The organism is Oharaeibacter diazotrophicus (assembly GCF_004362745.1).
Taxonomy (GTDB): domain Bacteria; phylum Pseudomonadota; class Alphaproteobacteria; order Rhizobiales; family Pleomorphomonadaceae; genus Oharaeibacter; species Oharaeibacter diazotrophicus.
The window spans coordinates 23,975-49,823 of the sequence record NZ_SNXY01000010.1; the positions used below are offsets into that span (position 1 = coordinate 23,975).

General features: G+C 73.3%; 18 protein-coding genes. 5 read left to right on the top strand and 13 right to left on the bottom strand.

All coding sequences use genetic code 11. The annotated features are described in order from the left end of the window. Positions 1 to 16 precede the first annotated feature (16 nt). Genes EDD54_RS17835 through EDD54_RS17850 form a run of 4 tightly spaced genes read right to left on the bottom strand, consistent with a single transcriptional unit; the run spans position 17 to position 5,937 of the window. Positions 17 to 940 carry a glycosyltransferase family 2 protein gene (locus EDD54_RS17835; RefSeq protein ID WP_126539555.1) on the bottom strand — a complete coding sequence of 308 codons (924 nt, stop codon included), beginning with the start codon at positions 938 to 940 and terminating at the stop codon, positions 17 to 19. Continuing rightward, positions 933 to 3,032, bottom strand: a complete 2,100-nt coding sequence (locus tag EDD54_RS17840) for a bi-domain-containing oxidoreductase (RefSeq protein ID WP_126539553.1) — start codon at positions 3,030 to 3,032, stop codon at positions 933 to 935. Before EDD54_RS17840 ends, EDD54_RS17835 begins: the two co-directional genes overlap by 8 nt. Next, complete coding sequence (locus EDD54_RS17845; RefSeq protein ID WP_126539551.1) at positions 3,029 to 4,717, bottom strand: heparinase II/III family protein; 1,689 nt, start codon at positions 4,715 to 4,717, stop codon at positions 3,029 to 3,031. Before EDD54_RS17845 ends, EDD54_RS17840 begins: the two co-directional genes overlap by 4 nt. Then, the gene (locus EDD54_RS17850) at positions 4,714 to 5,937 is read right to left on the bottom strand and encodes a glycosyltransferase family 4 protein (protein WP_133674036.1); all 1,224 of its coding nucleotides are present in this window, start codon (positions 5,935 to 5,937) and stop codon (positions 4,714 to 4,716) included. Before EDD54_RS17850 ends, EDD54_RS17845 begins: the two co-directional genes overlap by 4 nt. A gap of 101 nt (positions 5,938 to 6,038) precedes the next feature. On the opposite strand from EDD54_RS17850, the gene wecB reads away from it, so the two are divergent. Then, positions 6,039 to 7,166 (top strand): non-hydrolyzing UDP-N-acetylglucosamine 2-epimerase, encoded by a 1,128-nt coding sequence (gene wecB / locus EDD54_RS17855; protein WP_245515815.1) that lies wholly within the window; start codon positions 6,039 to 6,041, stop codon positions 7,164 to 7,166. A gap of 37 nt (positions 7,167 to 7,203) precedes the next feature. On the opposite strand, the gene asnB is transcribed toward wecB, so the two are convergent. From asnB to EDD54_RS17885, 6 genes are all read right to left on the bottom strand, one after another. Next, positions 7,204 to 9,003 (bottom strand): asparagine synthase (glutamine-hydrolyzing), encoded by a 1,800-nt coding sequence (asnB, locus tag EDD54_RS17860; protein ID WP_126539549.1) that lies wholly within the window; start codon positions 9,001 to 9,003, stop codon positions 7,204 to 7,206. 25 nt (positions 9,004 to 9,028) lie between these two features. Next, complete coding sequence (locus EDD54_RS17865; RefSeq protein ID WP_208112231.1) at positions 9,029 to 10,360, bottom strand: hypothetical protein; 1,332 nt, start codon at positions 10,358 to 10,360, stop codon at positions 9,029 to 9,031. Positions 10,361 to 10,392: 32 nt separating this feature from the next. Next, on the bottom strand, positions 10,393 to 12,729 hold the full coding sequence (locus tag EDD54_RS17870) for a GumC family protein (RefSeq protein ID WP_126539545.1): 2,337 nt from the start codon (positions 12,727 to 12,729) through the stop codon (positions 10,393 to 10,395). Continuing rightward, the gene (locus EDD54_RS17875; protein ID WP_166653466.1) at positions 12,726 to 13,478 is read right to left on the bottom strand and encodes a polysaccharide biosynthesis/export family protein; all 753 of its coding nucleotides are present in this window, start codon (positions 13,476 to 13,478) and stop codon (positions 12,726 to 12,728) included. Before EDD54_RS17875 ends, EDD54_RS17870 begins: the two co-directional genes overlap by 4 nt. Positions 13,479 to 13,685: 207 nt before the next feature. Next, positions 13,686 to 15,044 carry a cytochrome-c peroxidase gene (locus tag EDD54_RS17880; RefSeq protein ID WP_126539541.1) on the bottom strand — a complete coding sequence of 453 codons (1,359 nt, stop codon included), beginning with the start codon at positions 15,042 to 15,044 and terminating at the stop codon, positions 13,686 to 13,688. A 3-nt stretch (positions 15,045 to 15,047) separates the two neighbouring features. Beyond that, complete coding sequence (locus EDD54_RS17885) at positions 15,048 to 16,688, bottom strand: CRTAC1 family protein (RefSeq protein ID WP_126539539.1); 1,641 nt, start codon at positions 16,686 to 16,688, stop codon at positions 15,048 to 15,050. Between the two features lie 194 nt (positions 16,689 to 16,882). Here EDD54_RS17885 and EDD54_RS17890 point away from each other — a divergent pair, with 194 nt between their 5' ends. Beyond that, entirely contained in the window at positions 16,883 to 17,716 is an 834-nt protein-coding gene (locus EDD54_RS17890; protein WP_126539537.1) for a shikimate 5-dehydrogenase, read from the top strand. Between the two features lie 6 nt (positions 17,717 to 17,722). Here EDD54_RS17890 and chrA read toward each other — a convergent pair whose 3' ends face one another. After that, positions 17,723 to 19,090, bottom strand: a complete 1,368-nt coding sequence (gene chrA / locus EDD54_RS17895) for a chromate efflux transporter (protein WP_126539535.1) — start codon at positions 19,088 to 19,090, stop codon at positions 17,723 to 17,725. 113 nt (positions 19,091 to 19,203) lie between these two features. Then, on the bottom strand, positions 19,204 to 21,477 hold the full coding sequence (locus EDD54_RS23545) for an NADP-dependent malic enzyme (RefSeq protein ID WP_126539533.1): 2,274 nt from the start codon (positions 21,475 to 21,477) through the stop codon (positions 19,204 to 19,206). A 217-nt stretch (positions 21,478 to 21,694) separates the two neighbouring features. On the opposite strand from EDD54_RS23545, the gene EDD54_RS23095 reads away from it, so the two are divergent. Then, positions 21,695 to 22,897, top strand: coding sequence for a hypothetical protein (locus EDD54_RS23095; RefSeq protein WP_165644693.1), 1,203 nt, complete (start codon positions 21,695 to 21,697; stop codon positions 22,895 to 22,897). Between the two features lie 116 nt (positions 22,898 to 23,013). Further along, on the top strand, positions 23,014 to 24,249 hold the full coding sequence (locus EDD54_RS17910) for a hypothetical protein (protein WP_126539531.1): 1,236 nt from the start codon (positions 23,014 to 23,016) through the stop codon (positions 24,247 to 24,249). Here EDD54_RS17910 and EDD54_RS17915 read toward each other — a convergent pair. Further along, positions 24,236 to 24,829, bottom strand: a complete 594-nt coding sequence (locus EDD54_RS17915) for a DinB family protein (protein WP_126539529.1) — start codon at positions 24,827 to 24,829, stop codon at positions 24,236 to 24,238. The two genes, EDD54_RS17910 and EDD54_RS17915, sit on opposite strands and share 14 nt — an antisense overlap. A 146-nt stretch (positions 24,830 to 24,975) precedes the next feature. On the opposite strand from EDD54_RS17915, the gene EDD54_RS17920 reads away from it, so the two are divergent. Next, positions 24,976 to 25,764 (top strand): LOG family protein, encoded by a 789-nt coding sequence (locus EDD54_RS17920; protein ID WP_126539527.1) that lies wholly within the window; start codon positions 24,976 to 24,978, stop codon positions 25,762 to 25,764. Positions 25,765 to 25,849 lie beyond the last annotated feature (85 nt).

The window sequence follows — 25,849 nt, forward strand, 5'->3', positions numbered from 1 at the left end:
GGCGGGGTGGGCCCGGTCACAGCCGGATCCCGTGGCGCTCGGCGAGGCGCTCGCGGAAGGCGTCGAGGCCGTCGCGGCGGATGATCTCGCGCGCCTCGTCGATCTTGGCGTCGATCAGCAGGTGGAGCCAGAGCCCGTGCAGGGTGTGGAACAGGAAGCCGACCTTGCCGTCGACGAAGCCGAGGCGGAAGACGTAGCGGTAGACGTAGAGCAGCACGGCGCGGAGATAGAGCGGCGCGCGGCCGTAGACGCCGTGCTTCAGCGCCCGGTTGCGCCGGGCGGCGCCGCCGGTGGCGGCGACGCGATCGTCGTCGGCGGCGAGCCCGTATTCGCGGACGACGGCGTCGGCCATCGCCAGCGTGGCGTAGCGGTTGTGCTTGGCGGTCCAGTGGTCGAGGTCGTTGAGATTGTGATCGACGAGGTCGCCGCCCTCGAAGGCCGCGGTGCGGCCGGAGACGAGCACCATGTGCTCGTCCATGAAGCGCTGCTCGCACACCGCCGCGCCGGTACGCCAGCACCGCAGCAGCACCACGGGATAATAGCGGCCGTGCCGGATCCAGCGGCCGCGGAACACGAACTTGCGCCGCAGGGTGACGCCGGTCACCTCGCCGGGCTGAGCCGCCAGCATCGCACCCAGCGCGGCGAGCGCACCGTCCTCGAAATACTCGTCCGCGTCGACGCGCATGGTCCACGGCGTCGTCGCGGCCGCCGCCTCGATCGCCCAGTTGACCTGGGCGGCGTGGGTGGTGAAGGCGTGCTGCAGCACCTCGGCGCCGTGGGCGCGCGCGATCGCCGCGGTGTCGTCGCGCGAGAAGGAGTCGACCACGACGACGCGCTCGACGTAGGGCACCAGCCGGTCGAGGCAGCGCGCGATGTGGATCGCCTCGTCGAAGGCGATCACCACCACGGTGACCGGTAGCCGGGCCGCGGCCTCAGCCATGGCGCAGCGCCTCCTCGATCGCGATCGTCGCCCGGCTGACCGCCTCGATCTCGTCGAACGGGATCGGCGCCGGGCCGCCGGTGCGCACCGCCTTCAGGAAGGCGGCGACGAGGCCGGCCTGGCCCTTGTCCTGGCGACCCTTGACGGTGCGGGTGCGCCCGTCGACGTGGAGCGTCAGGCGGGTGAAGTCGTCGAGCCGGGCGACGACGCCGTCGGCCATGACCTCGAGATACTCCTTCGGCGCCGACGCGTCGCCGACCGGCGAGTAGACGATCGTGCCGGTCGAGCCGTCGGCGAAGCGCAGGAGCACCGACACCGCGTCGCGGACGCCGGTGGCGGCGACCGCCTGCACCTCGACCGGCAGGCTGCCGGCGAGGAAGGTCAAGGTGTCGACGAAGTGGCAGACCTCGCCGAGGACGCGGCCGCCGCCCTCCTCGCGGCCGATCCAGCTGTCGGCGGGCAGCTTGCCGGCGTTGACGCGGTAGAGCATCACCTTCGGGCCCGGACGGCCGGAAAGGGAAGCTTTCACCTCTGCCATCAGTGGCGCGAAGCGGCGGTTGAAGCCGATCGCGAGCAGCGCCGGCGTCGCCGCCGCGGCGGCGGCGACCCGGTCGAGGCCGGCGTGGTCGAGCGCCAGCGGCTTCTCGCAGAACACGTGCTTGCCGGCCGCGAGCGCCCGTGCGGCCAGGTCGGCGTGGCTGTCGTGGCGGGTGGCGACGAATACGACGTCGATGTCGGCGCCGAAGGCCGCCTCGGCGTCGGTGGCGGCGTGGCGGAAGCCGAGGCCGGCGGCGGCGTGGCCGGCGGCGAGCCCGGTGCGGGTGACGACGGCCGCGAGGTCTACGCCCGGATCGGCCTTCACCTTCGGCAGCAGTACCGAGCGGGCGTAGTTGCCGAGGCCGACGAAGGCGACTGCGAGCCGCTCGCCCGCCGGCTTCGGCCGGAGCGCGAGGTCGCGCCGGATCGGCGCGGCGGCGCCGGCGTCCGGATAGGTGATCAGGATGGCGAGATAGGGCTCGTCGCCGTCGAGCAGCGCATAGGCCGCCTCGGCGCCGGCGATCGGGAATCGGTGGGTGACGAGGGCGGCCGGCGTCACCCGGCCCTCCTCGACGAGGCCGAGGAAGGCGGCCATGTTGCGCTGCTCGGTCCAGCGCACGTAGGCCTGCGGATAGTCGTGGCCGCCGGCCTCGTAGGCGGGATCGCCGCGGCCGGGACCGTAGGACATCGACAGCTTGAGCTCGAGCTCGCGGCGGTAGAACGGTTCGCGGTCGATCGACAGCCCGACCATGCCGACCACGACGATGCGGCCCTTGAGCCGGCTCACCTCCGCGGCGAGGTTGACCGGCGCGCTCGACGGGGTCGAGGCCGTCACGATCACCGCGTCGGCGCCGAAGCCGCCGGTGGCGGCGGCGACCGCCCGTTCGAGGCCGTCGGTCACGGCCACGTCGGCGCCGAGGTCGCGGGCGAGGGCGGCGCGGGCGGCGTTGGGGTCGAGCCCGATCACCCGGCAGCCCGCGGCCTTCAGGATCTGCACGGTGACGAGGCCGATCAGGCCGAGGCCCATCACCACCACCCACTCGCCGAGCGTCGGCACGGCGAGGCGGACGCCCTGGAGCGCGATGGCGCCGAGGGTGACGAAGCTGGCGTCCTCGTCCGCCACCCGGTCGGGCACGCGGACGACGAGGTTCTTCGGGACGCAGTTGTACTCGGCGTGGTTGGCGAGGCCGGCCCCGGCGCAGGCGACGCGGTCGCCGGGCGCGAGGCCCTCGACGCGCCGGCCGACCGCCACCACCTCGCCGACGAGGCTGTAGCCGAGCGGGATCGGCGTATCGAGCCGGGCCAGCACCTTGCGCGCGGTCTCCATCACCCCCTCGCGGCGGGCGGTGCGGATGACGCGGCGGACGAGATCGGGCCGCGCCGCCGCCTTGGCGACCAGCGACGACTTGGCGAGTTGCATCAGCTGGCGCTCGGTGCCGGCGCTGATCAACGAGACCGTGCTGCGCACCAGCACCTCGCCGTCGCCGGGCATCGGCACCGGCACCTCGGCGACCTCGAGCGTACCGTGGCGATAACTCTGCTGGACCTGTTTCACGTCGTCTCCGCCCCGCCGCCCTCGTGCACGGTGAACGTGCTTACCACCTCGGCGCGGCCGGGCTCAACGCGGATGCGGATCCGCCGCGTGGCCTCCTCCACACCCATGTCCGGCCACCACGGCGCCGGCTCGACGGCGACCGTGCCGCCCGTGATCCGCAGACCGATCCGGACGTCTCCGACCGCGAGCCGGAGGCCGCCCGTCTCCGCCGTCAGCGCGACGGCCGGGTGCAGCAGGAACCCGATCCTGGCGCCGACCCGGGGGCGGCCCTCGATGCGGTCGACGATCTCGAGCCGGTCGGGGCCCGCGACGATCCGGCGGGCGTGGCGCGGCCGACCTGGGAGGTGCGAAAAGCCGTCGTGGCCGCCCGCGAACAGGGTGGCGTCGCCGACGTCGGCGAAGCGTTCGAGCCGCGGCGTCGGGCGCCGGCCGAAGCGGAAGGCGCCGAAGAAGTCGGCCTGATCGGCGCCGTCGAGGCAGAGCGTGTTGTGCGAGGCGGCCGAGCGGGCCATCTGCCGGCGCGGGCCGGCGACATACTCGTAAACGCCCTGGTCGACCACGATCCGGCGGCCTCCGACCGACCACTCGAAGGACAGGAGGTCGCCGTGGCCGTGGGCGGGCAAGGCGTCCGGCGCGAGGCGGCCGCAGTCGACCACCAAGAGGCCGCCGGGGTCGCGCCGGCCGAAATAGCCCGCGTCGGCGAAGGCGAAGCGCGGCCGCGGCGCCGGGGCCGAGCCGGTGATCCGGGCGTAGGCGTCGAGGCAGGCGGCGGGCGCCTCCGCCATGGAGAGGCCGGCGTCGTTGAAGAGGGCGATGCCGCCGTCGGGATGGCGGAGGTCGGCGATCGCCTGCGCCATCCGGGCGAGCGCGTCGTCGAGCGCGGCCGGGGTGGCGGCCCCGAGCGCGACGCGGCAGTCGAGGAGGTCGGCGAAGACCTGGGCGTGGTAGGCCGGCGAGCGCTCGAAATGGACGCCGTCCGCCGGCACCTGCTCGGCGAGCACGGCGGCGAGGTGCCGGAGGCCGAGCCGGCGCCAGCCGTCCGCCTCGGGCCCGGCGAAGAAGGCGCCGGCGCGGATCAGCGCCCGGACGTTCTTGACGAGGTGGTTGCCGCCGATGTCGGTCTCGAGCGTCGCCGCGAGATGGCGGATCTGGCGGGCGAGGCTGGCCTCGGCGACCGGCGGCGTCACGCCGCGCGCGGTCATGCCGTCCATCCAGGCGACGGCGCGCAGCGACAGCGCGTAGGGGTTCCAGGCGTCGCGCCAAGCGCCCGGGCCTGGCTCGCCGGCCGCCGCGATCCAGCTCTCCACCGCCGCGGCGAACAGGGCGTCGTCGCCACGGCCGGTCCACTGCATGTAGTGCAGCGTCATCCGCGCCAGTTGGTGCTCCGGCCCGGGGCCGGGCGCGGACCAGTCGATCGCCCCCTCGAAGGCGAGCGTCCGCCCGAGCATCGTCAGCCGCAGGCCGTCGCCGATCCGCTCGGGCGCGGGTGCCGGCGGCGGCACCGGCGAGACCGTGGCGTCCCGCGCGCGCGGGGGCGGCGGGGCCGGCGGCGGGGCGGCGCGGAGGAGGCCGCGGTCGGCGGCTGCGTGGCGGAGGCGCAGGGCGATCCGGCGCAGGATCCGGCCGGGCGGCACGTGGCGGGCGAAGGCGAACGCGCGGGCGGCGCGCCCGATCCGGCCGGTCATAGCCGCGCGACCCGCTCCAGGAGGTCGAGATAGTCGAGGGCGATCCGGCCGCGGTCGAGCCGGGCCTCGGCGTAGGCGCGGCCGGCCCGGCCGTGGGCGGCGGCGGCGGCGGGGTCGTCGGCGAGCCGGACGACGGCGGCGGCGAGCGCGTCGGCGTCCTCCGGCGGTACGGCGATGCCGGCGCCGGCGGCGCGGAGCACGGTCTCGGCCTCGCCCTCGACGCCGAGCACGATCGGGCGCTCCATGCCCATCGCCTCGGCCATCTTCGAGGGCAGCACCTTCTTGAAGAGGTCGGACCGGCGCAGGTGGATCAGGCTGACGTCGGTGGCGCTCCAGATCGCCGGCATGTCCGACTTCGGGCGTTGGCCGAGCATGACGACGTTGTCGAGCCCGCGCGCGGCCCGCGCCGCCTCCAGCGCCTTGCGCTCGGCGCCGTCGCCGACCAGCAGGAACACGATGTCGGGCCGGTGGCGCAGCCGGTCGGCGGCGTCGAGCAGGGTGTCGAGGCCGTGGGCCATGCCGTGGGTGCCGACGTAGGCGGCGACGAAGCGGCCCTCGAGGCCGAGCGCGCGCTTGGCGGCGGCACCGTCGCCGCCGGGCGAGAAGGCGGAGAGGTCGACGCCGTTGACGAAGACCTCGACGCCCTCGGCGCGGCCGCGCCGCTCGGCGATGTGCGGCACGAAGGCGTTGGCGACCGCCACCACCGCGTCGGCACGGCGGTAGGCGAAGGCCTCGAGGCGCTCCAGCATGCGGATCGCCGGGCTCGCCTTCATCGCGCCGACGGCGACGATGCTCTCCGGCCAGAGGTCGCGGATCTCGAGCACCCAGCGCGCCCGTTTGGCGAGCCGCATCGGCCAGCCGGCGAGGCCGCAGAAGAACTGCGGCGAGGTCGACACCACCACGTCGGCCTTCGGCAGGAAGGGCGCGGCGGCCGTGGCGGCGGCGGCGTAGGAGACGTAGTTGGCGGTGCGCCGGCCGAAGCCCTCGTTCGCCGCCAGGAAGGTCCACAACCGCACGACGTCGACGCCGTCGACGGTCTCGCGGCGCCAGATCGGGTTGCCGTAGCCCGGATAGGGCGTGCCCTGGGGGTGATTCGGCGTGCCGGTGACGACGGTGACCTCGTGCCCGGCGCGGGCCCAGATCCGGCAGTGTTCCGCGGTGCGGGACGCCGGCGCATTGACCTCCGGCGCATAGTAGTGTGTTAGGAAGAGGATACGCATCGAAGGTCCGAGACCGATCCCGCGGACGGCTAGTGGCCGGACCATTGCACGCCGCCCGCCGCACCGCAACGCGGGCATCCGGAACGGAAGGATCGCTCGCCTTGCTGATCGACTGCGTGGTCGGGACCCGGCCGAACTTCGTCAAGATGGCCCCGATCCTGCGCGCCTTCGCCGCGCGACCGGGCGTTGCGACCCGCCTCGTCCATACCGGCCAGCACTACGACGAGGCGATGGACCGCGTGCTGTTCGACGAACTCGGCCTGCCCCGGCCGGACGTCAACCTCGCGGTCGGCCCCGCGCCCTCCGGGCCCGAGCAGGCGGCGCGGATGATGGCCGCGCTCGCCCCGCTGATGCGCGAGCGCCGGCCCGACCTCGTCGTCGTGGTCGGCGACGTCAATTCCACGCTCGCGGCCGCCCTGACCGCGTCGGGCCTGAAGATCCCGCTCGCCCACGTCGAGGCGGGCCTGCGCAGCTTCGACCGCGCCATGCCGGAGGAGCTCAACCGCATGGTCGTCGACCAGCTCGCCGACCTGCACTTCGTCACCGAGCAAGCCGGCGTCGACAACCTCCTCGCCGAGCGGATCGCCGCCGAGCGGATCCACTTCGTCGGCAACGTCATGATCGACAGCCTGTTCGCTTGCCGCGAGCGGGCGGTGCCGATCGCGACCGTCTTCGCCGAGGCCGGCGCGGACGCCGACTTCGTCGCCGCCGCCCGCGACGGCTTCGGCTTCGTCACCATGCACCGGCCCTCGAACGTCGACGACGGCGCCAAGCTCGCCGGCCTGCTCGACGCCCTGGTCCGGATTTCCGAGCGCCTGCCGCTCATCTTCGCCGTCCATCCGCGCACGGCCGCGGCGATCGAGCGCTTCGGCCTCGGCGGCCGGCTCGCGGCGCCGCGGCTGCTCGTCACCGGGCCGCTCAGCTACCTGCGCGCGGTCGGCGCGATGAGCGCGGCGACCGTGGTGCTGACCGACAGCGGCGGCCTGCAGGAGGAGGCGACCGCGCTCGGCACGGCCTGCCTCACCATCCGCGACAACACCGAGCGGCCCTCGACCCTCGGCGAGGGCGTCAATCGGCTCGCCGGCTCCGATCCGGCCGCGCTCGAGGCCGCCACCCACGACCTGCTCGACCGCGGCGCGCCCTCCGGCCGCCTGCCGCCGCTGTGGGACGGCCGCGCCGCCGAGCGCATCGCCGACGTGGTCATGGCCTGGGGCGCCTCGCGGGGCTGAGTCGGGCAGGGCTCAGGCCCGGGGCCGAGCCGTCGGTTCAGGCCGCGCCGTAGGCCCCGAGCAGCCGGCGCACCCGGTAGCGGCTCCAGGCGGCGGGCGCGACCGGCGCGCCGAGCCATTCGCGCACCGGGATACCGAAGCCGGTCTTGCGGCGGGCGAGGATCTCGTCCGGCAGCGGGACTGTCGGGGCGGCGGCGAGCAGGGCCTTGCCGGGGGGCGGGGCCCTGCGGGCGAACACCGGGGCGAGCCGGCCGAGCAGTTCGGCGTCGACCAGCGGCGTGCGGATCTCGAGGCCGTGCGCCATGCCGGCCCAGTCGGCGTCGCGCAGGAGCTGGTTGCGCAGGTAGAAGGCCGATTCCAGGGTGGCGACGACGCCGAAGTCGGTCGCCGGCATCGGGTCGAGCGCCGCGGCGACGAGGCCGGCGGGGTCGAGCGCCGCGAGGCCCTCGGCGGCGAAGGCGGGATCGGCGAAGGCCGCGCGGACGTCCTCGGGCAGAAAGGTCGCGCGCAGCAGCAGGAAGGCGCCGCCGGGCGTGCCGCCGTGGCGGAGCACGCCCGCGGCCTTGGCCGGCAGCGGCGCACCGAGCCGGCGCAGCGCACGCACCGCGACGTCCGCGAGCGGCGCGATCCCGGGCACGGCGGCGAAGGGCGCGACCCGCCGCACCATCCGCGGCAACCGGTGGAAGGTGTCGTAGCCGCCGAGCAGTTCGTCGCCGCCGGCGCCGGTGAGCGCCACCTTGAGGCCGAGTTCGCGCGTCGCCTTGGCGACGAACCAGGTGTTGACGCCGTCGACGCTCGGCTGGTCCATCGCCGCGAGGATCCGCGGCAGGTCCTCGGCGTATTCCGCCGCGCCGACGGTGCGGACCACGTGGCGGGCCCCGTAACGCGCCGCCACCGTCGCGGCGAGCGGCGCCTCGTCGCGCGCCGTGCCGCGGAAGTCGTCGTAGGCGAGGGTGACGGCGGTCGTGCCCACCGCGCCGGCGTCGCGCATCAGTCCGGAGAGCGCGCCGGAATCGACCCCGGCCGACAGGAACAGCCCGACCGGCACGTCGGCGACCAGATGGGCGGCGACGCTGTCGCGGAGCGCCTCGCGCACCAGCGCCGGCACGTCGGCCGGATCCGGCGCGGGCGCCGACTCGGCGGCGGCGATCGTCGCGGCGAGCGAGAACCACCGCCGCGGCGCCGAGGGGCCGGCCTCGTCAACGACCATCAGGCTGCCCGCCGGTAGCGCCCGCACCGCGGCGACCGCGGTGAAGGGCTCCGGCACGCTGCCGAACAGGGCGAAGCCGACCAGCCCGGCCGGCGAGGGCGCGTCGGCCACGGCACCGCCGGCGACGAGGCCCTTGACGGTGGAGGCGAAGCGCAGCGTGGCGCCGTCGTCGGCGTAGTAGAGCGGCTTGATGCCGTAGGGATCGCGCGCCATCACGAGGCGGCGGCGGGCGTGGTCGTAGAGCGCGAAGGCGAACATGCCGCGCAGCCGGCGGACCATGTCCGGGCCCTCGGCGTCGTAGAGTTGGCAGATCACCTCGGTGTCGGAGCGGCTGCGGAAGACCCGGCCGGTCGCCTCGAGCTCGCGGCGGAGGGCCGCGTGGTTGTAGATCTCGCCGTTGAAGACGATGGTGACGCGGCCCTCGGCCGCCGTCATCGGTTGGATGCCGTCGTCGGAGAGGTCGATGATGGCGAGACGGCGGTGGGCGAAGGCGAGGCGGCCGTCGTCCAGCACCGCGTCGCGGGCGGCGTCGGGGCCGCGGGCCGCCTGGGCGAGGCTGGTGCGCCGGGCCTCGTCGAGGTCCGCCCGGCCGCCGCGGTAGGCGAAGATGCCGTTGATGCCGCACATGCCGGCGCGCCCTCCCGGCGTCGGTTCAGCTGCCGCCGAGCGGCCGGATCGAGATGTCGGTGAGGTAGAGGTCGCCGCGCACGATCCGATCCGCCTGCGCGACCGTGTCGAACACGAGTCTCAGGATCTGCACCGGGCAGTTCTCCCGGGGGATCTCGATGTCGAAGGAGAAGGGTGACCAGCCCTCGCCGCCGCCGAACAGCTCGTCCGAACCGCCGAGCGGCGCGGCGCCCGGCCGCCGGCAGATCATCTCCCAGCGCAGACCGCGCCGGCTCTCGAACGTGCCGGCCTGCGATCCGGCGATGCGGTAGCGGCCGGGGTCCAGCACCGTGACCTGCGTCACGGTCATTGGCTCGACCATCTGGCCGGCGAACTCGAGGGCGAGGGCCTTGTCGCCCGGCCGGCCCGGCGCCGCCGTCGTGGTGATCCGCACGCCGCCGCCGAAGGAGAAGGCCCAGGAGAACGGCGTAGCACCCGGGCGATTGCGGAAGCCGCCGTCGAACACGAGGTCGGCGGGGTGCTCCTCGCCGTCCATCGGGAAGACGCGCCAGGCCTCGTGGGCGAGGCGATAGTCCTCGCGGGCGACCAGGACGGTCAGGTAGGACATCACCTGCGACGACGTCGGCGGCGTCGGCCCGCGGGCGAGATCGCGCAGCAGCGCGAACGGGAGGCGGGGATCGGCCGCCAACGCCGGCAGTTCGGCCAGGAAACCGTCGCGCCAGGGCGGCGCCGCGGCGAGCGCCGCGACGATGCGCGGACGTATCGCCTCGTCCGCGGTCAGCGCCGTCAGCATCGGCGCCACCGTCGCGGCGAAGTCGGGCTGGGCGCGCAGCAGGATGTCGGCGTGGCGCAGCACGCCGTCGACGTCGCCGGCGAGGAAGGCGTGCTGGATCAGCCAGTAGAGCGCCAGCGGGTCGTGCCGCGACAGCGCCACAGACTGTTCCATCAGGCGGCGGCCGGTGCCCTCGTCCTCCGAGAGCTGGCCGAGCAGGCGCGGCGCACGCGGATCGAGCGGCGCGGCACGCCACGCCGCGGCGGCCAGCGCCGCCACCGTGGCACGGTCGGCGGCGGTGACGTCGGGCGGCAGCAGCGGCCGGGCGATGCCGCGCGCGACCATCGTGGCGGCGGCCTCGACGACGTCCTCGCGCTCGGCCGCGGGCAGGGCGTCGGCGTCGTTGCGGGCGGTCGGATCCTGCCCGAGCCGGCGCTCGGCGAGCAGCAGCAGCGCCCGCGGGTTGCCCTCGGCGAGGATCAGCGCCGCGCCGGGATCGTAGGGCGCCAGCACCGCGGGCAGGGTGCGGGTCGCGACCTGCCAGCCGAGCAGACCCGCGACCGCGGCGAGGATGGTCCAGCGCACGGCGCGCCCGCCGCGGCGGGGCCGGGGCGCCGTCATTTGAAGAGCAGCGTCTTCACGCTGCCCAACAGCTTCTTCTCGCGGCGATCGTCGATGTCGCCGCGGCGGTCGCCGGCATTGCGGCCGTAACCGTAACCGTAGCCGTATCCGTAGCCATAGCCGTACCCGTAGCCGTAGGCGTGGATGTCGCCGTTCTGGCGGTACTGGGTAAGCACGGTGCCGATCACGTTGCACCGCGTCGACCGCAGACGCTTCAGCGTGGCGCGGATCTGGTGCTTCGGCGTCTTGCCCGAGCGCACCACGAACACGGTGGCGTCGGTGGCGCGCGAGATCAGGTGCGCGTCGGCGAGGCCCATCAGCGGCGGGCCGTCGACCACGACGAGGTCGAACTGCTCGGCGGCGAGCTGGATCAGCACCGGCAGCTTCGGCGACCCCAGAAGTTCGGACGGGTTGGGCGGCAGCGGCCCGGCCGAGATGAAGGACAGGTTCTGGTAGGGGGTCGACTGGATGACCTCCTCCAGCGGCGCGCCGGCGATATAGTTGCTGAGGCCGGTGTCGTGCTCGACGCCGAGGCGCTTGTGCAGCGTCGGCCGGCGCAGGTCGCCGTCGATCAGCAGGACCTTGAGGTTGAGGTTCGCGAAATGGCGCGCCACCGCGAAGGACGACAGCGACTTGCCTTCGGCCGGGTTGGAGCTGGTGAAGAACAGCGTCCTGGGCAGGCCGTGGTCCGTGGAGAACTGCAGGGCCGTCGACAGCGACCGATAGGCCTCCCACAGCCGCGAGGCGTGGTTGCGGATCTCCTCCTGGATGTTGGCGCCCTTGGCGATCAGCGGCACCACGCCGAGCGTCGGCAGGCCGGTGATGCGCTCGAGTTCGTCGATCTTCAGGATGGTGTTGTCGAGGCGCTCCAGCAGGAAGGCGCAGCCGAGGCCGGAGATCAGGCCCAGCATCGCCGAGATCAGCATGTTGCGGTTGAAGTTCGGCGACGACGGCGTGGTCGGCACCTCGGCCTTGTCGACGATGAAGACGTTGCTCGCCCCGACGCCGCCGGCGACGTCGACCTCCTTGTAGCGCTGCAGCAGGTCCTCGTAGATCGTCCGGTTGCTGTCGGCCTCGCGCTTCAGGATGTTGAACTGGATGCTGCGCTTCTGCAGGTCGAGCAGTTCTGTGCGCAGACCGGCGACCCGCGCGTTCATTTCCTCTTCCTGCTTCAGCGCCGCGTCGTAGGCACCCTTCAGCGATTCCCGGATGGTCTGGATCTCGGTGGCGATCTGCCGGTCGGTCTCGGCGATCTTCTTCCGAAGCTGGACCATGCTCGGATAGTTGTCGCGCAGGACCTGGCCCTTCTCCTGGAACTCGATGTCCAGCGCATTGCGCCGCTCGCGCAGCGCGACGATCACCGCGTTGGTCAGGAACTGCGGCAGCGTGGCGTCGGTCGCGCCCTCGACCTGACGATACTGCTGCTCGGCGCGGATGCGCTCGTTGATGATCCGGTCGAGGTTGCTGTTGGCGGCGGCGAGGTTGGTCTCGGCGATCGAGGTCTTGTCGGGCCCCGAATCGATGATCTGTTCCTTCTGGCTGAAGTCGATCAGCGCGTTCTCGGATTCCTGGAGGCGCGCCTTCAGCTGGCGCAGCTGGTCCTCGAGGAAGCTCTTGGCGTAGGCGGTGGTCTCGAAGCGCTTGTCGCGCAGCGAGTTGATGTACTCGTTGGCGAGCCCCATCACGATCGCCTGCGAGCGCGCCGGGTCGCTGTCGGTGTAGGAGATGTCGACGAGCCGCGAGCCCGGGATCGGCTTGACCACGCGCGCGCCGACGATCATGCCGACGAGACGGCGCTCGATCGAGGCGCGGTCCTCCGGCGGCGGGGCCGGACGGGGCATCACGAAGTCGGTCAGGCGCTGGACCAGACCGGGCGGTGCCGGCGCGGTGAGCTGGGCATCGTCCGCCAGCTTGAGGGCGGCGACGGTGCGCTCGGCGATGTTGCGGCTCTGGATCAGCTCGTACTGCGTGCGCAGATATTCGAAGTCGCGGCCCTCGAGCGACGTCAACTCGCCCTTCTGCACGATCTTGGCGCTCGAGCTCGACACCTCGAGGCGGACGGTGGCGGTGTAGAGCCGCGTCGCCATCAGCGTCTGTGCGAAGCCGATCAGCAGCGCCGCCACGATCACGCAGGCGATCACCCACTTGAACCGGCGCACCACGCGCAGGAACTCGTGGACGGCGAACAGGAAGCTCTCGTGGGCGAGCGTGTTCGCGGGCGGCGCGTGCGGGGCGAAGCCGCCCGGCCCGTCGTGCCGGAATCCGGCGACGGCGTGGTTGGCGGCGACGAGGTCGTCGCCGGTGCGCAGGGGGGTGACGTTGCCCGGGCTCACGGGATCAATCCGATCAGGCCGCCGACCGGGGCGATCTTGCCCAGTCCGTTGAGGACGGCTTTGCCGTTGGAGGTCTCGACGATCACGGAATCGCCGTTGGCGAGGGCGGGGTCGACCGCCTTGCCGGCGCGGATCGCGCCGAGGTCGAAGCGCAGGGTCTGCTGTCCGCCCGGCACCTGCCGGACCACGACGACGCCGCTGCCGGCGGTGTCCGGATCCTGGCCGCCGGCGAGGGCGATCGCCTGGGTGAGGGTGACCTGGTCGCGCAGCGGGAACACGCCGGCCTTGCGTACCGCGCCGTCGACGGTGATGCGCTGGCTGTTGAACTCCTTGATGCTGACCGACACGTGCGGGTCGCGCACGTAGCCCTGGTCGAGCCGCTTGGCGATGTCCGCCTCCAGGTCGTGGGCCGAACGGCCGGCGGCCGGCACGTCGCCGATCAGCGGGAAGTTGATCGTGCCGGTACCCGAGACTTGCAGCGTGCGATTGAGCTCGGCGACCTCGAACACGGTGATGTCGAGCGTGTCCTGCGGACCGATCAGGTAGACGCCGGCGACCGTGGCCGGCTGGACGGCGGCCGGCTGCAGCACGACCGGGCCGCCGACCGTGGTCGACGCCGCCACCGGCCCGCCGGTCGTCGGCGGCGTCACGGCGGCCTTCACGGCCGGGCCGGCGTCGCGCCCCTCGGTGGCGCTGCAGGCGGCGAGGACCAGGACCGTCGCGCCGACGGCGAGGGAGCGGTGGATCACCCGGGCCGCCCGGACGCGCGATCGACGGTCAACCAGCACGGCCCCCACTCCCACACGCGCGGTCATAGGAATGCCGCACGACCGCACAACCATGGCACGACCGACCATGGTGAATTCCACTTCCTTCGGTTACCAAAAGGCGCCCGCACTGTCCAGCGAACCCGCCGGGCCGTCCACGGTGCCGAGGGACTCCGGCCGTGATCCGCGTCAGCCGCCGGCGTCGTCGACCTTCAGGCCGGACGGCACCCGGTCCGGGATCGGCAGCCGACCGCCTGCGACCGCGACGGGGTCCTCGAGCGCCTTCAGGAAGGCGAGGAGGTCGGCGAGTTCGGCCTCGGTCGGCACCATCGGCGCCAGGGTCACGGCCGCGGCGATGGCGGGATAGTTGGCGGCGCCCTCGTCCGGGGCGAAGTCCGGCTTGGCGGTCTCGAGCGCCGGCAGCACGGCGGCGTCGGGTCGATAGCCGGACAGGGCGGACCCGGGCGCGCAATGCTGGCGGACGTAGGCGGCGAGGTCGCGGAAGGCGCCGGCGTGGCCGTAGGGCGCGGTCAGCGTGACGTTGCGCAGCGACGGCGTGCGGAAGGCGTAGGCGTCGGCGGGGTCGTTGGAGACGCGCATCCGCCCGATGTCGCGCTGGTGGCGCTCGAAGCGCTCGGCCTTGCCCGGTCCGAGCTGCGGGTCGCCCATGGCGTGGAACTTCATGTCGGTGAGGAGCGGCCCGGAATGGCAGGTCGAGCAGCCCGCCTTGCCGTAGAACAGCGCCATCCCGGCGGCGGCCGCCGGCTCCAGCCGACCCTCGCCGCGCAGCACCGCGTCGAAGGGCGAGCCGTCGGAGCGGAAGTCGAAGGTCATGTAGGCGGCGACGGCGTTGGAGATGTCGGTGAAGGCGATCGGCCGTCCGGCGGCGACCTCCGGATAGACCGCGGCGAAGCGGGTGGCGTAGTCGGGGATGTCGGCGACGCGGCGGGCGATGGCGGCCCAGGCGCCGTCCGGTCCGGTGATGCGGCCCTGGCGCACCAGTGTCGAGACGTCGTTCTCCTCGTAGTGCCCGGCCATCTCGTCGTTGGAGAGCACGGGGAACATCGTCTGCGCCGACAGGAGCGAGGCGAAGCCGGCCACCATCTCGTCCTCGAGCGGCGTGCGGAAGCCGGACGGGCGCTTCGGGTCGACCTCGATGCGGCCGTCGGCGAACATCACGGTGAAGCCCTTGGCGCCGACGTTCCACAGCGCCGGCGCGTTGCGCGGGATGCGCTGCTCGGGATGGTCGGCCGGATCGGGCCGGCGGTCGGGTCCGAGGCCGATGCCGCCCTCGCCCATGCCGAGCGACAGCCCGTCGGAGGTGCCGAAGCGGGGGTGGTGGCAGGTGGCGCAGGCGATGTTGCGGTTGCCGGAGAGGACGCGGTCCCAGAACAGCAGCCGGCCGAGTTCGACCTCGTCGCGCGAATGGACCGGGAAGTCCGCGTCGGTCAGCGGCGACGGCAGCACCGGATCGGCGGCGCCCGCGGGCGCGACCGCGGCGGCGGCGAGGACGGCGGCGGTGGCGGCGGATCGGAGGAGACGGCGCATCGCTCAGGGCTCCTTGGCGACGGGCGGCGCGCCCTCGGCGCCCGCGTGAACGACGGAGTCGGCGCCCTCGACGCCGGTCTCGGCGATGGAAAGGATGCCCTCGGCGCCCGGGGAGACCCGCAGCACCCGGTCGGCGGCGACCGGCGTCCAGGCCGAGGCCGTTCCGCCCGGCCAGGTGACGCGGAGGTCGACCGCGTCGGCGGTGCCGAGGCCGAAGTGCAGCGGGCCGGCGTCGCCGGAGGCGTGGCCGCCGCCGACCGTGTGCTCCTGCGTCAGCACCCGCCCGCCCGGCAGCCGCACTTCGACGAAGGCGCCGACGGCGCGGCTGTTCGGGCCGGGGGCGCGGAGGTCCGCGGCCAGCCAGTGGCCGGTGCCGGGCGTCGCGTTCTGCCAGATCTCGAAGGGCGCGCGGCGGTTGACGACCAGCAGGTCGAGCCGGCCGTCGCCGTCGAGGTCGGTCAGCGCCGCCCCGCGCGAGCGCTCCGTGGTGCCGATCCCGGCGACGCCGCCCTTCTCGACGAACCGGCCGTCTGCGGTCTGCATCAGGAGGTTGTTGGGGTCGTGGATCGCGTTCGAAGGCATCTGCTCGACGTTGCCCTTGGCGATGAAGAGGTCGTCGCGACCGTCGTTGTCGACGTCGCCGAACTCGGCGTGCCAGCCGGTCGAGGGCCGGCCGTCGTCGCCGGAATAGGGCGTGGTGGCGTAGCTGCCGACCGAATAGGGCGCGTCCTTCATCCGACCGCCGCCCTGGTTGTACTGCAACAGCTGGTCGCCCATCGAGGTCAGCATCACCTCGGGCAGGCCGTCGCCGGTGATGTCGCGGCTGGCGATGCCCATGCCCCAGAGCTTCAGCGTCGGCCAGCCCTCGGCCTCCGTGTACTCGGCGAGCGGGTCGAGGTGCCACATCTGCTCGCGGCCCTTGCGGACGTAGTACTGGCGGTCGTTGGAGATCCGGAGGTCGGGTTCGCCGTTGCGGCGCCAGTCCGAGATCAGCATCGAGAGCGCGCAGAAGCCCGGCTCGAGCGGCCGGCGCGCGCCGAAGCGGCGGCCGTCGGGGCGGACGAGCCAGTTGCGGTCGCAGACCTCGAACGGTCCCTTCGGATCGGTGCGATCGACGTAGCTGCCGAACACGAGGGTCGGCCACGCCTGTCCGCGCTCGAAGGTCGCTGTGAACGCGGTGGTCCATTCCCGGCCGCCGTCGAAACCCCAGTCCGCCGGCGCCCGCGAGAAGCGGCAGCCGCCCTCGCCGCGCAGGAGCACGTTCGGCCCGTCCGTGAGCACGACGAGGTCGAGCACGTCGTCGCCGTCGACGTCGAGCGGATAGGCGCCGGTGACGTCGGCGAGGTCCTCGACCGCGGCCTTGGCGAAGGTGATCGGGCCGCCCTTTTCCGTGGTGTTGACGTAGAGCCGCGACGGCGCCGCACCCCCGGCGGCATAGAAGTCGGGCCGGCCGTCGTCGTCGCAGTCGAGCACCGCGACGCCGCCGCCGACGTAGTGGTTCCAGTCGCCCTCGTAGCTCTGCCGGTGCGGCAGACCCTTCGATCTGTCGACGAAGGCGACCTCGGCCGCGGCGTCGGCGAGGCCGAGGCCGGCGGCGGCGAGCGAGACGGCGGCGAGGAGGGCGAGGCGCGCGGGCGGGAACATCCGGTCTCCGGGCCGGCGCGGCGAAACACGGGATCCGCGGCCGGGTCGGCGCACGCTAACGCAAGCGCGCGGCGCGCGCCACGGGGCGCCGTGCCGGTCGGGGCTTGGACGAGGCGGCGTGCGCCCCTATGGTCGCCGGAAACGACGGACCGGCGATCCGCCGCCGGGCCGGCACTCGAAGGGACGAGCAGACCATGACCGACGCCCCCGCCAAGCCGCCGATCGGCCCGAGGACGCGGCTGTGCATGTCGCTCGCCGGCCGCCCGGGCAGCTTCGGCTCGCGCTTCCACAACCGGCTCTACGAGCGCCTCGGCCTCGACTACGTCTACAAGGCGTTCACGACCACCGACCTGCCGGCGGCGATCGGCGGCGTCCGTGCCCTCGGCATCCGCGGCTGCGCCGTCTCGATGCCGTTCAAGGAGGCGGTGATCCCGCTGCTGGACGGCCTCGAGGGCTCGGCCGCGGCGATCGACAGCGTCAACACCATCGTCAACGACGACGGCCGGCTGACCGGCCACAACACCGACTACAGCGCCATCGCCGACCTGTTGGACCGCGAAGGGATCGACCCCGCGACGCCCTTCCTGCTCGCCGGCTCCGGCGGCATGGCCAAGGCGGTCGCGGCGGCGCTGCGCGACCGCGGCCACCGCGACGGCACCGTCGTCGCCCGCAACCCGGTCTCCGGACGTGCCCTCGCCGACCTCTACGGCTTCGCCTGGGCGCCCGACACCGTCGGACGGACCGCCGCGCTCCTTGTAAACGCGACGCCCGTCGGCATGGCCGGGGCGGACGCCGACCGGCTCGCCTTTCCCGAGGCGGCAGTCGCGGCCGCCGAGGTGGTGTTCGACGTCGTCGCGCTGCCGGTGGAGACGCCGCTGATGCGGGCCGCCGCCGCGCTCGGCCGGCGCCGGATCTCCGGCGCCGAAGTGGCGGTCCTGCAAGCGCTGGAGCAGTTCGTGCTCTACACCGGGGTGCGCCCCGACCGCGCCGTGGTCGACGAGGCCGCCGCCTACGCGCGCTCGGCCTGATCCGGTTCAGGCCGGCAGCGCCAGCCGCAGCACCAACCCGGCGGCACCGCAGAGCACCAGCGTCGGCACCAGTCCGACCCTGAAGCCGAACAGGGCGACGAAGGCGACCACCGACAGCGCCACCGCCGCCGGGTCGACGCTCGCCGGATCCGGCACCGCGACCACGAGCGGGCCGGCACGCAGCGTCTCGACGCTGCGGAACAGCACGTGGAGCGCGAACCAGAGCGTCAGGTTGGCGATCACGCCCACCACCGCCGCGGTGACCGCCGCGAGCGCCGCCGCCGCGACCCCGCCGCGGCGCAGCCGCTCGACGTGGGGGGCGCCGAGGAAGATCCACAGGAAGCAGGGCACGAAGGTGACCCACGTGGTCATCGCCGCGCCGAGGAAGGCGGCGGCGTAGGGGGCGAGCGGGCCGGGGTCGCGGAAGCCGGCGAGATAGCCGACGAAGGTCAGCACCAGCACCAGCGGTCCGGGCGTCGTCTCGGCGAGGGCGAGGCCGTCGATCATCTCGCCGGGCTTCAGCCAGCCGTAGGCCTCGACCGCCTGCTGGGCCACGTAGGCGAGCACGGCGTAGGCGCCGCCGAAGGTCACCACCGCCATCTTCGAGAAGAAGGCGGCGATCGGCACCAGCACGGTATCGGGGCCGAGGATCAGGGCGGCGAGCACGGCCGGCGCCGCCCAGGCCGCCGCGCCGAGGAGGACCGTCCCGACCACGCGCCCCGCCGTCGGCCGTGCCGCCTCGGCCTTGCGGTCGACGACGCCGTCGTCGGAAGCGCCAGCGCCGCCGTGGCCGCCGGCCGGGAACGCGGCCGGCGCGATCCGCGCCCCGACGAGGCCGACGAGGCCGGCGCCGAGCACGATGACGGGGAAGGGCACCGCGAAGGCGGCGATGGCGAGGAAGGACACCACCGCGATCGCCGTCGCCGCCCTCGTCTTCAGCGCCCGCCGGGCGATCCTGAGCAGCGCCTCGACGACGACCGCGAGCACGGCGGCCTTGAGGCCGAAGAACAGGCCGGGCAGCCACGTGGTGCCGTGGAAGGCGACATAGGCGGTCGACAGCGCCAGCAGCACCAGGAAGCCCGGCAGCACGAACAGCGTGCCGGCGACGAGGCCGCCGCGGGTGCCGTGCAGCAGCCAGCCGACGTAGGTGGCGAGCTGCTGCGCCTCCGGTCCCGGCAGCAGCATGCAGAAGTTCAGCGCGTGCAGGAAGCGCGCGTCGGAGATCCAGCGCCGCCGCTCGACCAGCTCGCGGTGCATCAGCGCGATCTGGCCGGCCGGTCCGCCGAAGGACATCAGCCCGATCCGCGCCCAGACCGCGGTCGCCTCGGCGAGCGTCGGATGCTCCGGCACGTCGCCGGCCCGTGCCGTCTCCATTCCCGCCCTCGTCCTCCCCGCCCGCGCCGCCGTCGGTGCCGTCCGCGGCGGTGGACCCTCCCCGCGGACGGTGACGTTTCGATGTCGGTCGGCGCCCGTTCCGAACACGACCCTCAGCCGGCGTCGAAGGCGGCGAAGGCGGCCATGTTGACGATGTCGGTGTCGCGCGCCCCGAGCGGCACGATCTGCACCGGCTTGTCGAGGCCGACCAGCAGCGGGCCGATCACGGTGGCGGCGCCGAGTTCCTGCAGCATCTTGGTGGCGATCGAGGCGGCGTGGAAGGCCGGCATGATCAGGACGTTGGCCGGCCCGGTCAGCCGGCAGAACGGATAGAGCGCCATCTTGCGCGGATCGAGCGCGACGTCGGCGGCCATCTCGCCGTCGTATTCGAAGTCGACCCGCATGCGGTCGAGTAGCCCGACCGCCTCGCGCAGCCGCGCCGACCGTTCGCCCTCCGGATGACCGAAGGTGGAGTAGGCCAGCATGGCGACCCGCGGCGTGTAGCCGAGCCGGCGGGCGAAGCGCGCCGCCTGGACGGCGATGGCGGCGAGCTCCTCGGCCGAGGGCATGTCGTGCACGGCGGTGTCGGCGATCAGCACCGTGCGGCCGCGGCAGAGCGCGATCGAGACGCCGATCATGCGCTGGCCGGGCTTCGGGTCGAGCACGTGGCGGACGTCGTCGAGCACGACCGAATAGTTGCGCGTCACGCCCGAGACCATGGCGTCGGCGTCGCCTAGCGCCACCATGGTGGCGCCGAAGTGGTTGCGGTCGGTGTTGATCATCCGCGCGCAGTCGCGCTGCAGGAAGCCGCGGCGCTGCAGGCGGGCGTAGAGGTGGTCGGCGTAGTCGCGGGTGCGGGTCGAGAGCCGCGCGTTCTGGATCGACAGCCCCTCGCGCGAGAGGTCGATGCCGGCGGCGGCCGCGGTGGCGCGGATCTGGTCGTCGCGGCCGAGCAGGACGGCGCTGCCGAGGCCCTGGGCGACGAAGCTCGCGGCGGCGCGGATCACCTGCTCCTCCTCGCCCTCGGCGAAGACGACGCGGCGCGGCTTCTCGCGCACCTTGGCGAAGATGCGCTGCAGCGTGCCGGCGGCGGGGTCGCGGCGGGCGGAGAGCTGGTTGCGGTAGGCTTCCCAGTCGACGATCGGCCGGCGTGCGACGCCGGTCGCCATCGCCGCCCGGGCGACCGCCTCGGGAATGGTCGAGATCAGGCGCGGGTCGAACGGCACCGGGATGATGTAGTTGCGCCCGAAGCGCGGGCGCTGGCCGCGGTAGGCGTCGGCGACCTCGTCCGGCACGTCCTCGCGGGCGAGCCGGGCCAGCGCCTCGGCGGCGGCGATCTTCATCTCCTCGTTGATCGTGGTGGCGCGCACGTCGAGGGCGCCGCGGAAGATGTAGGGAAAGCCGAGGACGTTGTTGACCTGGTTCGGATAGTCCGACCGGCCGGTGGCGACGATGGCGTCGGCGCGGATGGCGCGGGCCTCCTCCGGCGTGATCTCCGGATCCGGGTTGGCCATGGCGAAGATGATCGGGTCCTGGTTCATCGAGCGCAGCATGTCGGCGGTGAGGGCGCCCTTGGCCGAGAGGCCGAAGAACACGTCGGCGCCCTCCAGCGCCTCGGCGAGGCTGCGCGCCGGGGTCTCGACGGCGTGCGCCGACTTCCACTGGTTCACGCCGGCGGTGCGGCCCTTGTAGACGACGCCCTTGGTGTCGCAGAGCGTGACGTTCTCGGCCGGCATCCCCATCGCCTTGACGAGTTCGATGCAGGCGATGCCGGCGGCACCTGCGCCGTTGCAGACGAGCCGGGTGGTGCGGATGTCGCGGCCGGTGAGATGCAGGGCGTTGAGGAGCCCGGCGGTCGAGATGATCGCGGTGCCGTGCTGGTCGTCGTGGAAGACCGGGATGTCCATCAGCTCGCGCAGGCGGCTCTCGATGATGAAGCACTCCGGTGCCTTGATGTCCTCGAGGTTGATGCCGCCGAAGGACGGCCCGAGGAAGCGCACGCAGTTCACGAAGGCGTCGGGATCCTCGGTGTCGACCTCGAGGTCGATGGAATCGACGTCGGCGAAGCGCTTGAACAGCACCGACTTGCCCTCCATCACCGGCTTGGAGGCGAGCGGACCGAGGTTGCCGAGGCCGAGGATGGCGGTGCCGTTGGTGATCACCGCCACCATGTTGCCGCGGGTGGTGTACTCGAAGGCGAGCGCCGGATCCTCGGCGATCCGGCGCACCGGCACCGCGACGCCGGGCGAATAGGCCAGCGACAGGTCGCGCTGGGTCGCCATCGGCTTGGTCGGCATCACCTCGAGCTTGCCCGGCCGGCCCTGGGCGTGGAACAGCAGGGCTTCCTGCTCGGTGAAGGACGGGCCGGTCTTCTTTTCCTCGGACACCACGGTGCTCCCGGTGCGGATTGGGGCGGAGAGGGGCGGTTTTTCGCCGCGGACCCTAGCCCTCCCGCCGGTGCCGCTCAACACGTCCAAGGGCGCGGAACGTGCCCGGCGCCCTCGGCATTTCGGCTATCCGTGCTATTCCCTGTAGTGGACTTCGTTGACGCCGATCCGATCCCGGGTGCAAATCGACGGGCCTTCGCCGGGGGAGCCACCGTCCATGACGTGCCCGCATCTCGCCGCCGCGCTCTTCACCGCCGCCGTCCTCGCCGCCACGCCCGCCGCCGCGGTCGTGCTGACCCAAGGTGACGACGAGGTGACCGACATCGCCGGAGATCCCGCCGGAAACCCCGCCGGCTTCCTGCTCGTCTGGCAGCGCCGGGTCTTCCACGAGGCCGACCACTCCGTCCGCGTCCGCCAGTTCACGCCGGCCGGCGCGGCCGTCGCCCGGGAACTGGTTCTCTTCCGCGAGGTCCGCCACGACAACGAGTGGCCCATGTACAACCCGGTGGTCGTGGCCCCGGGCGGATCGCGGCTCGCGGGGTTCTGGGCCTACGCGAACGACGGCGTGTTCGGCCGCACCGGCGACACGACCACCGGCGCCCTGGGGCCGGTGAAGACGGTGATGACCGTGATCGGCGAGCCCCACGTCGACGCCGCGGCGATGGCGGGCGGGCGCACCGCCGTCGTCGCCTACCGGTTCGACCTTTCCGCCGGCTTCCACCGGCGCCTCGCGGTCTCGGTGCTGAACGCGGCGCTGCAGCCGATCTCGAAGCCGACCTTCTTGCCCGGCCCGCCCGCCCCCTTCAAGAACGTCTCGGCCAAGGACTTCTCGGTGATCGGGCTGAAGTCCGGCGGCGCCATGGTGGTCTACCGCAACCGCTTCGACGGCAACGTCTACGCCGTACCGGTGGGCGCCACCGGGGCCGTGGCGGCGACGGCGGTCCGCGTGAACCCGACCACGATGCCGAAGGGCCGTATCGACGCCCCGATGCACTACCAGGTCGAGGCGGCCCAACTCGCCGATGGTCGCGTCGTCGTCGTCTGGTTGCGCTTGTCCGGCAGTCAGTGGAACGCGACGCTGGACGTGCGCTACCGCCTGCTGTCGTCGCGCGGCGTGCCGGTGGCCGACGAGCGTTCGGTCGACGCGGATGTCGTGGAGGATCGGATCGGGCCCGAGGTGGTGCCGCTGCCGGGCGGCGGTTTCACGATCGCCTGGACCGGTGGCGGGCGCTACTGGACGCGCCACTTCGCGCCGGACGGCACGCCCGTCACCGCGCCCTACGGGTTCGACATCCCGGTCGGAGGCGTCGTGTCGAGCGGCACCGAACTGACGGCCGCGGGCTCCGGGCAGATGCTGATCTACGACCGGGGCTTCGGGTATGGCCAGAGGATCGAGGGCGTCGCGGTCCCGCCGCCGTGACCGCGCCGACGCGCTCGGACTTTCGGCTATCGGGGACTTTCCCGGAGGCCGTCGTCGTTGACCCGGCGGTAACGTCGGTTACAAATCGACACGCATCGCCCGGGGAGCTTCCGTTCATGACGTCCACGCGTTTCGCTGCCGCCCTCCTGACCGCCTCCGTCCTCGCCGGCGCGTCGCCCGCGGGCGCGATCGGACTGACGCTGCCCGACGGCAAGTCGATCGACGCCGTGGGCGAGGCGATGGGCAACCCGGCCGGCTTCGTAGTCGGTTACACCCGCATCGTGCTCTCGCCGACGGTCGCCATGACGGTCCGGGCCCGTCAGTTCACGCCGGACGGCAAGCGCGCCGGCAAGGAACTCGTGTTCGACACCCAGGCCGGCGGCCTGTTCGATCCGGTCGCGATCCCGCAGGGCAGCGGCAGCAAGGTGACGGCCTTCTGGATGCGTCCGGCGACGACCGGCATCGTCGCGCGCGTCGGCGACACCGCGACGGGCAAGCTCGAGGCGGAGAAGACCTTCCTCGCCGCGGCCACGGACCGGCCGGCCGAGGCCAACATGGACGTGGTCCCGCTCGCCGGGGGCAAGTTCGCGCTGGTCACCTATCGTTTCGAGCTCGTGGGGACGACGGCCTACAAGCGCGTCGCCGTCACTACGATCGGCCCGGATCTCAAGGTGATCGCCGGCCCGACCTACGTGCCGGGCCCGCGCGCCAGCTACGTGGCGACCGGCGCGTCCGACTTCACCGCCGTCGACGTCGCCGGGGGCGGCGCCTTGGTCGCCTACCGCAACCGCGCCGACGGCAACGTCTACGTCGTGCCGGTGAGCGCGACCGGCGTGCCGGCTGCCGCGGCGCGGCGGATCAACCAGCAGACCATGCCGATCGGCTCTGGCGGCCAGCAGGCCGAAGCCCAGGTCGAGGCGGCGCGGCTGCAGAGCGGGCGCATCGTGGTGACCTGGACGCGCATCGGCAGCACCGACCGCGACGACGCCTTCGACGTCCAGTACCGTGTGCTGTCGGCCAACGGCGTTCCCGTCGGCAAGGAGATGCGCGCCCACGCGAGCGCCAAGGAAGAGCAGGTCGCCCCGGAGGTCGTGGCGCTTTCCGACGGCGGTTTCGCGCTGTCCTGGATCAACAACGGCGGCCCGGTGGAAGGGCGGCCGCGGTCCTACTGGGTGCGCAGCTTCGGGGCCGACGGCAAGCCTCGGGCGGCCGCCAAGATGCTGTTCAAGGGCGAGCGCGGCTACGAGGGCAACGTGTCCGAGCTCACCGCCAACGGCCAGGGCAAGCTGATGCTGGTGCGCAATTTCGGCATCGCGCCGACGACTCTCGAGGGCATCCTCACCGCGCCCTGACGGGAGACGGGCCCTCCGGGGCCGCCGCGACCGGGGGCACGCCGCCGGAGAGGCCGAGGTCGGCCTCGTCCGCCAGGCGGGCCTCCGCGTCGTGGTCGAGCAGCCACTCGTCGAGCTGGGGCGGGGCCACCGCCGTGCCGGCCAGCATCGCGTGCAGCTGGCCGCGGTGGTGGATCTGGTGCTGGAAGAGGTGGAGCAGCAGCGCGTCGACCCGCTCCGGCACGATCCGGCCGGGGCCGCGGTCGGTCGGCACGCGGCGGGCGAGGTCGGCCTCGCCGAGGCCGTCGCAGAAGGCGACCAGCCGCCGGTCGGCCTCGCCTTGCGCGGCGGCGAGCACGACCGGGTCGTGGTGGGGCCGGAAGTCGTCGAACACCGCCCGCCCGCGCCCGCCGCCCTCGAGGGCGTCGAGATAGTAGAGGTCGACCTCGAGCACGTGGTTCGCCGTCTCGAACAGCGACGGGAAGAAGCCGGTCCGCGCCGCCGCGAACTCCGCCGCGGAGAGGCGCGCCAGGGCGGCGCCGATTCGCCGGTTGGCGAAGGCGTTGTTGCGGGCGAGGGCGGCGAGGAGGGCGGTGCTCATGGGGCCGTCCGTTCGTGAGCGGGATCGGGTGTCCGCCGACGGTGACAGCGCCCCGCCGCGCGGGCAAGTCTCGCGGCGGTGGACCCGGACGCCCCCGACGGCGATTCGGGGCCGCGCCAGTCCCCGTTCCGCGAAGGCCCGACGCCATGTCCGACGACCCGGACAACACCGCCCAGAAGAACTCCCCCTCCTACCGGCTCGCCGCGCTCGACCCGGATTTCATCCTGTCGGACGCCCTGCGCGGCGCCCGCTTCATGCTGGAGTACGAGAAGGTCGAGCTGGCGCTGCGCGCCTGGGGCGTGCGCTCGACCATCGTGGTGTTCGGCTCGGCCAGGATCGCCGAGGACGGCCCGGGCGGCCACGCCCGCTGGTACGCCGAGGCGCGCGCCTTCGGCCGGATCGCCTCCGAGCGCGGCGGCGCGCTCGCCCCCGTCGACGGCGTGCGCGACAACGTCGTCGCCACCGGCGGCGGGCCCGGCATCATGGCGGCGGCCAACCGCGGCGCCCGCGACGCCGGTGCGCCGACCATCGGCTTCAACGTCACCCTGCCGCACGAGCAGCAGCCGAACCCCTGGACGACGCCGGAGCTGACCTTCCGCTTCCACTACTTCACCATGCGCAAGATGCATTTTTCCATGCGCGCCAACGCCTTGGTGGTGTTCCCCGGCGGCTTCGGCACCTTCGACGAATTGTTCGAGGTGCTGACCCTCGGCCAGACCAACAAGGGCACCCGCCTGCCGGTCGTCCTGGTCGACCGCGACTACTGGACCTCGGTGATCCGCTTCGAGGAACTGGTCCGCCACGGCATGATCCGGGCCGACGACGTCGAGCTGTTCCGCTTCGCCGAGGACGCCGAGGAGATCTGGCGGGTGCTGGTCGAACTGAAGCTCGGCACCCACCGCCGCTTCGACAAGGCGGTCGCGGTCTGGCGCTGAGGGCTCTCACCGAGCGCGTAAAGGTCCGACCCGTGGTCGGAGCCTTGCGGGCGAGAAGCGCCCGACCGGGCGCCGGCCGAAAGGC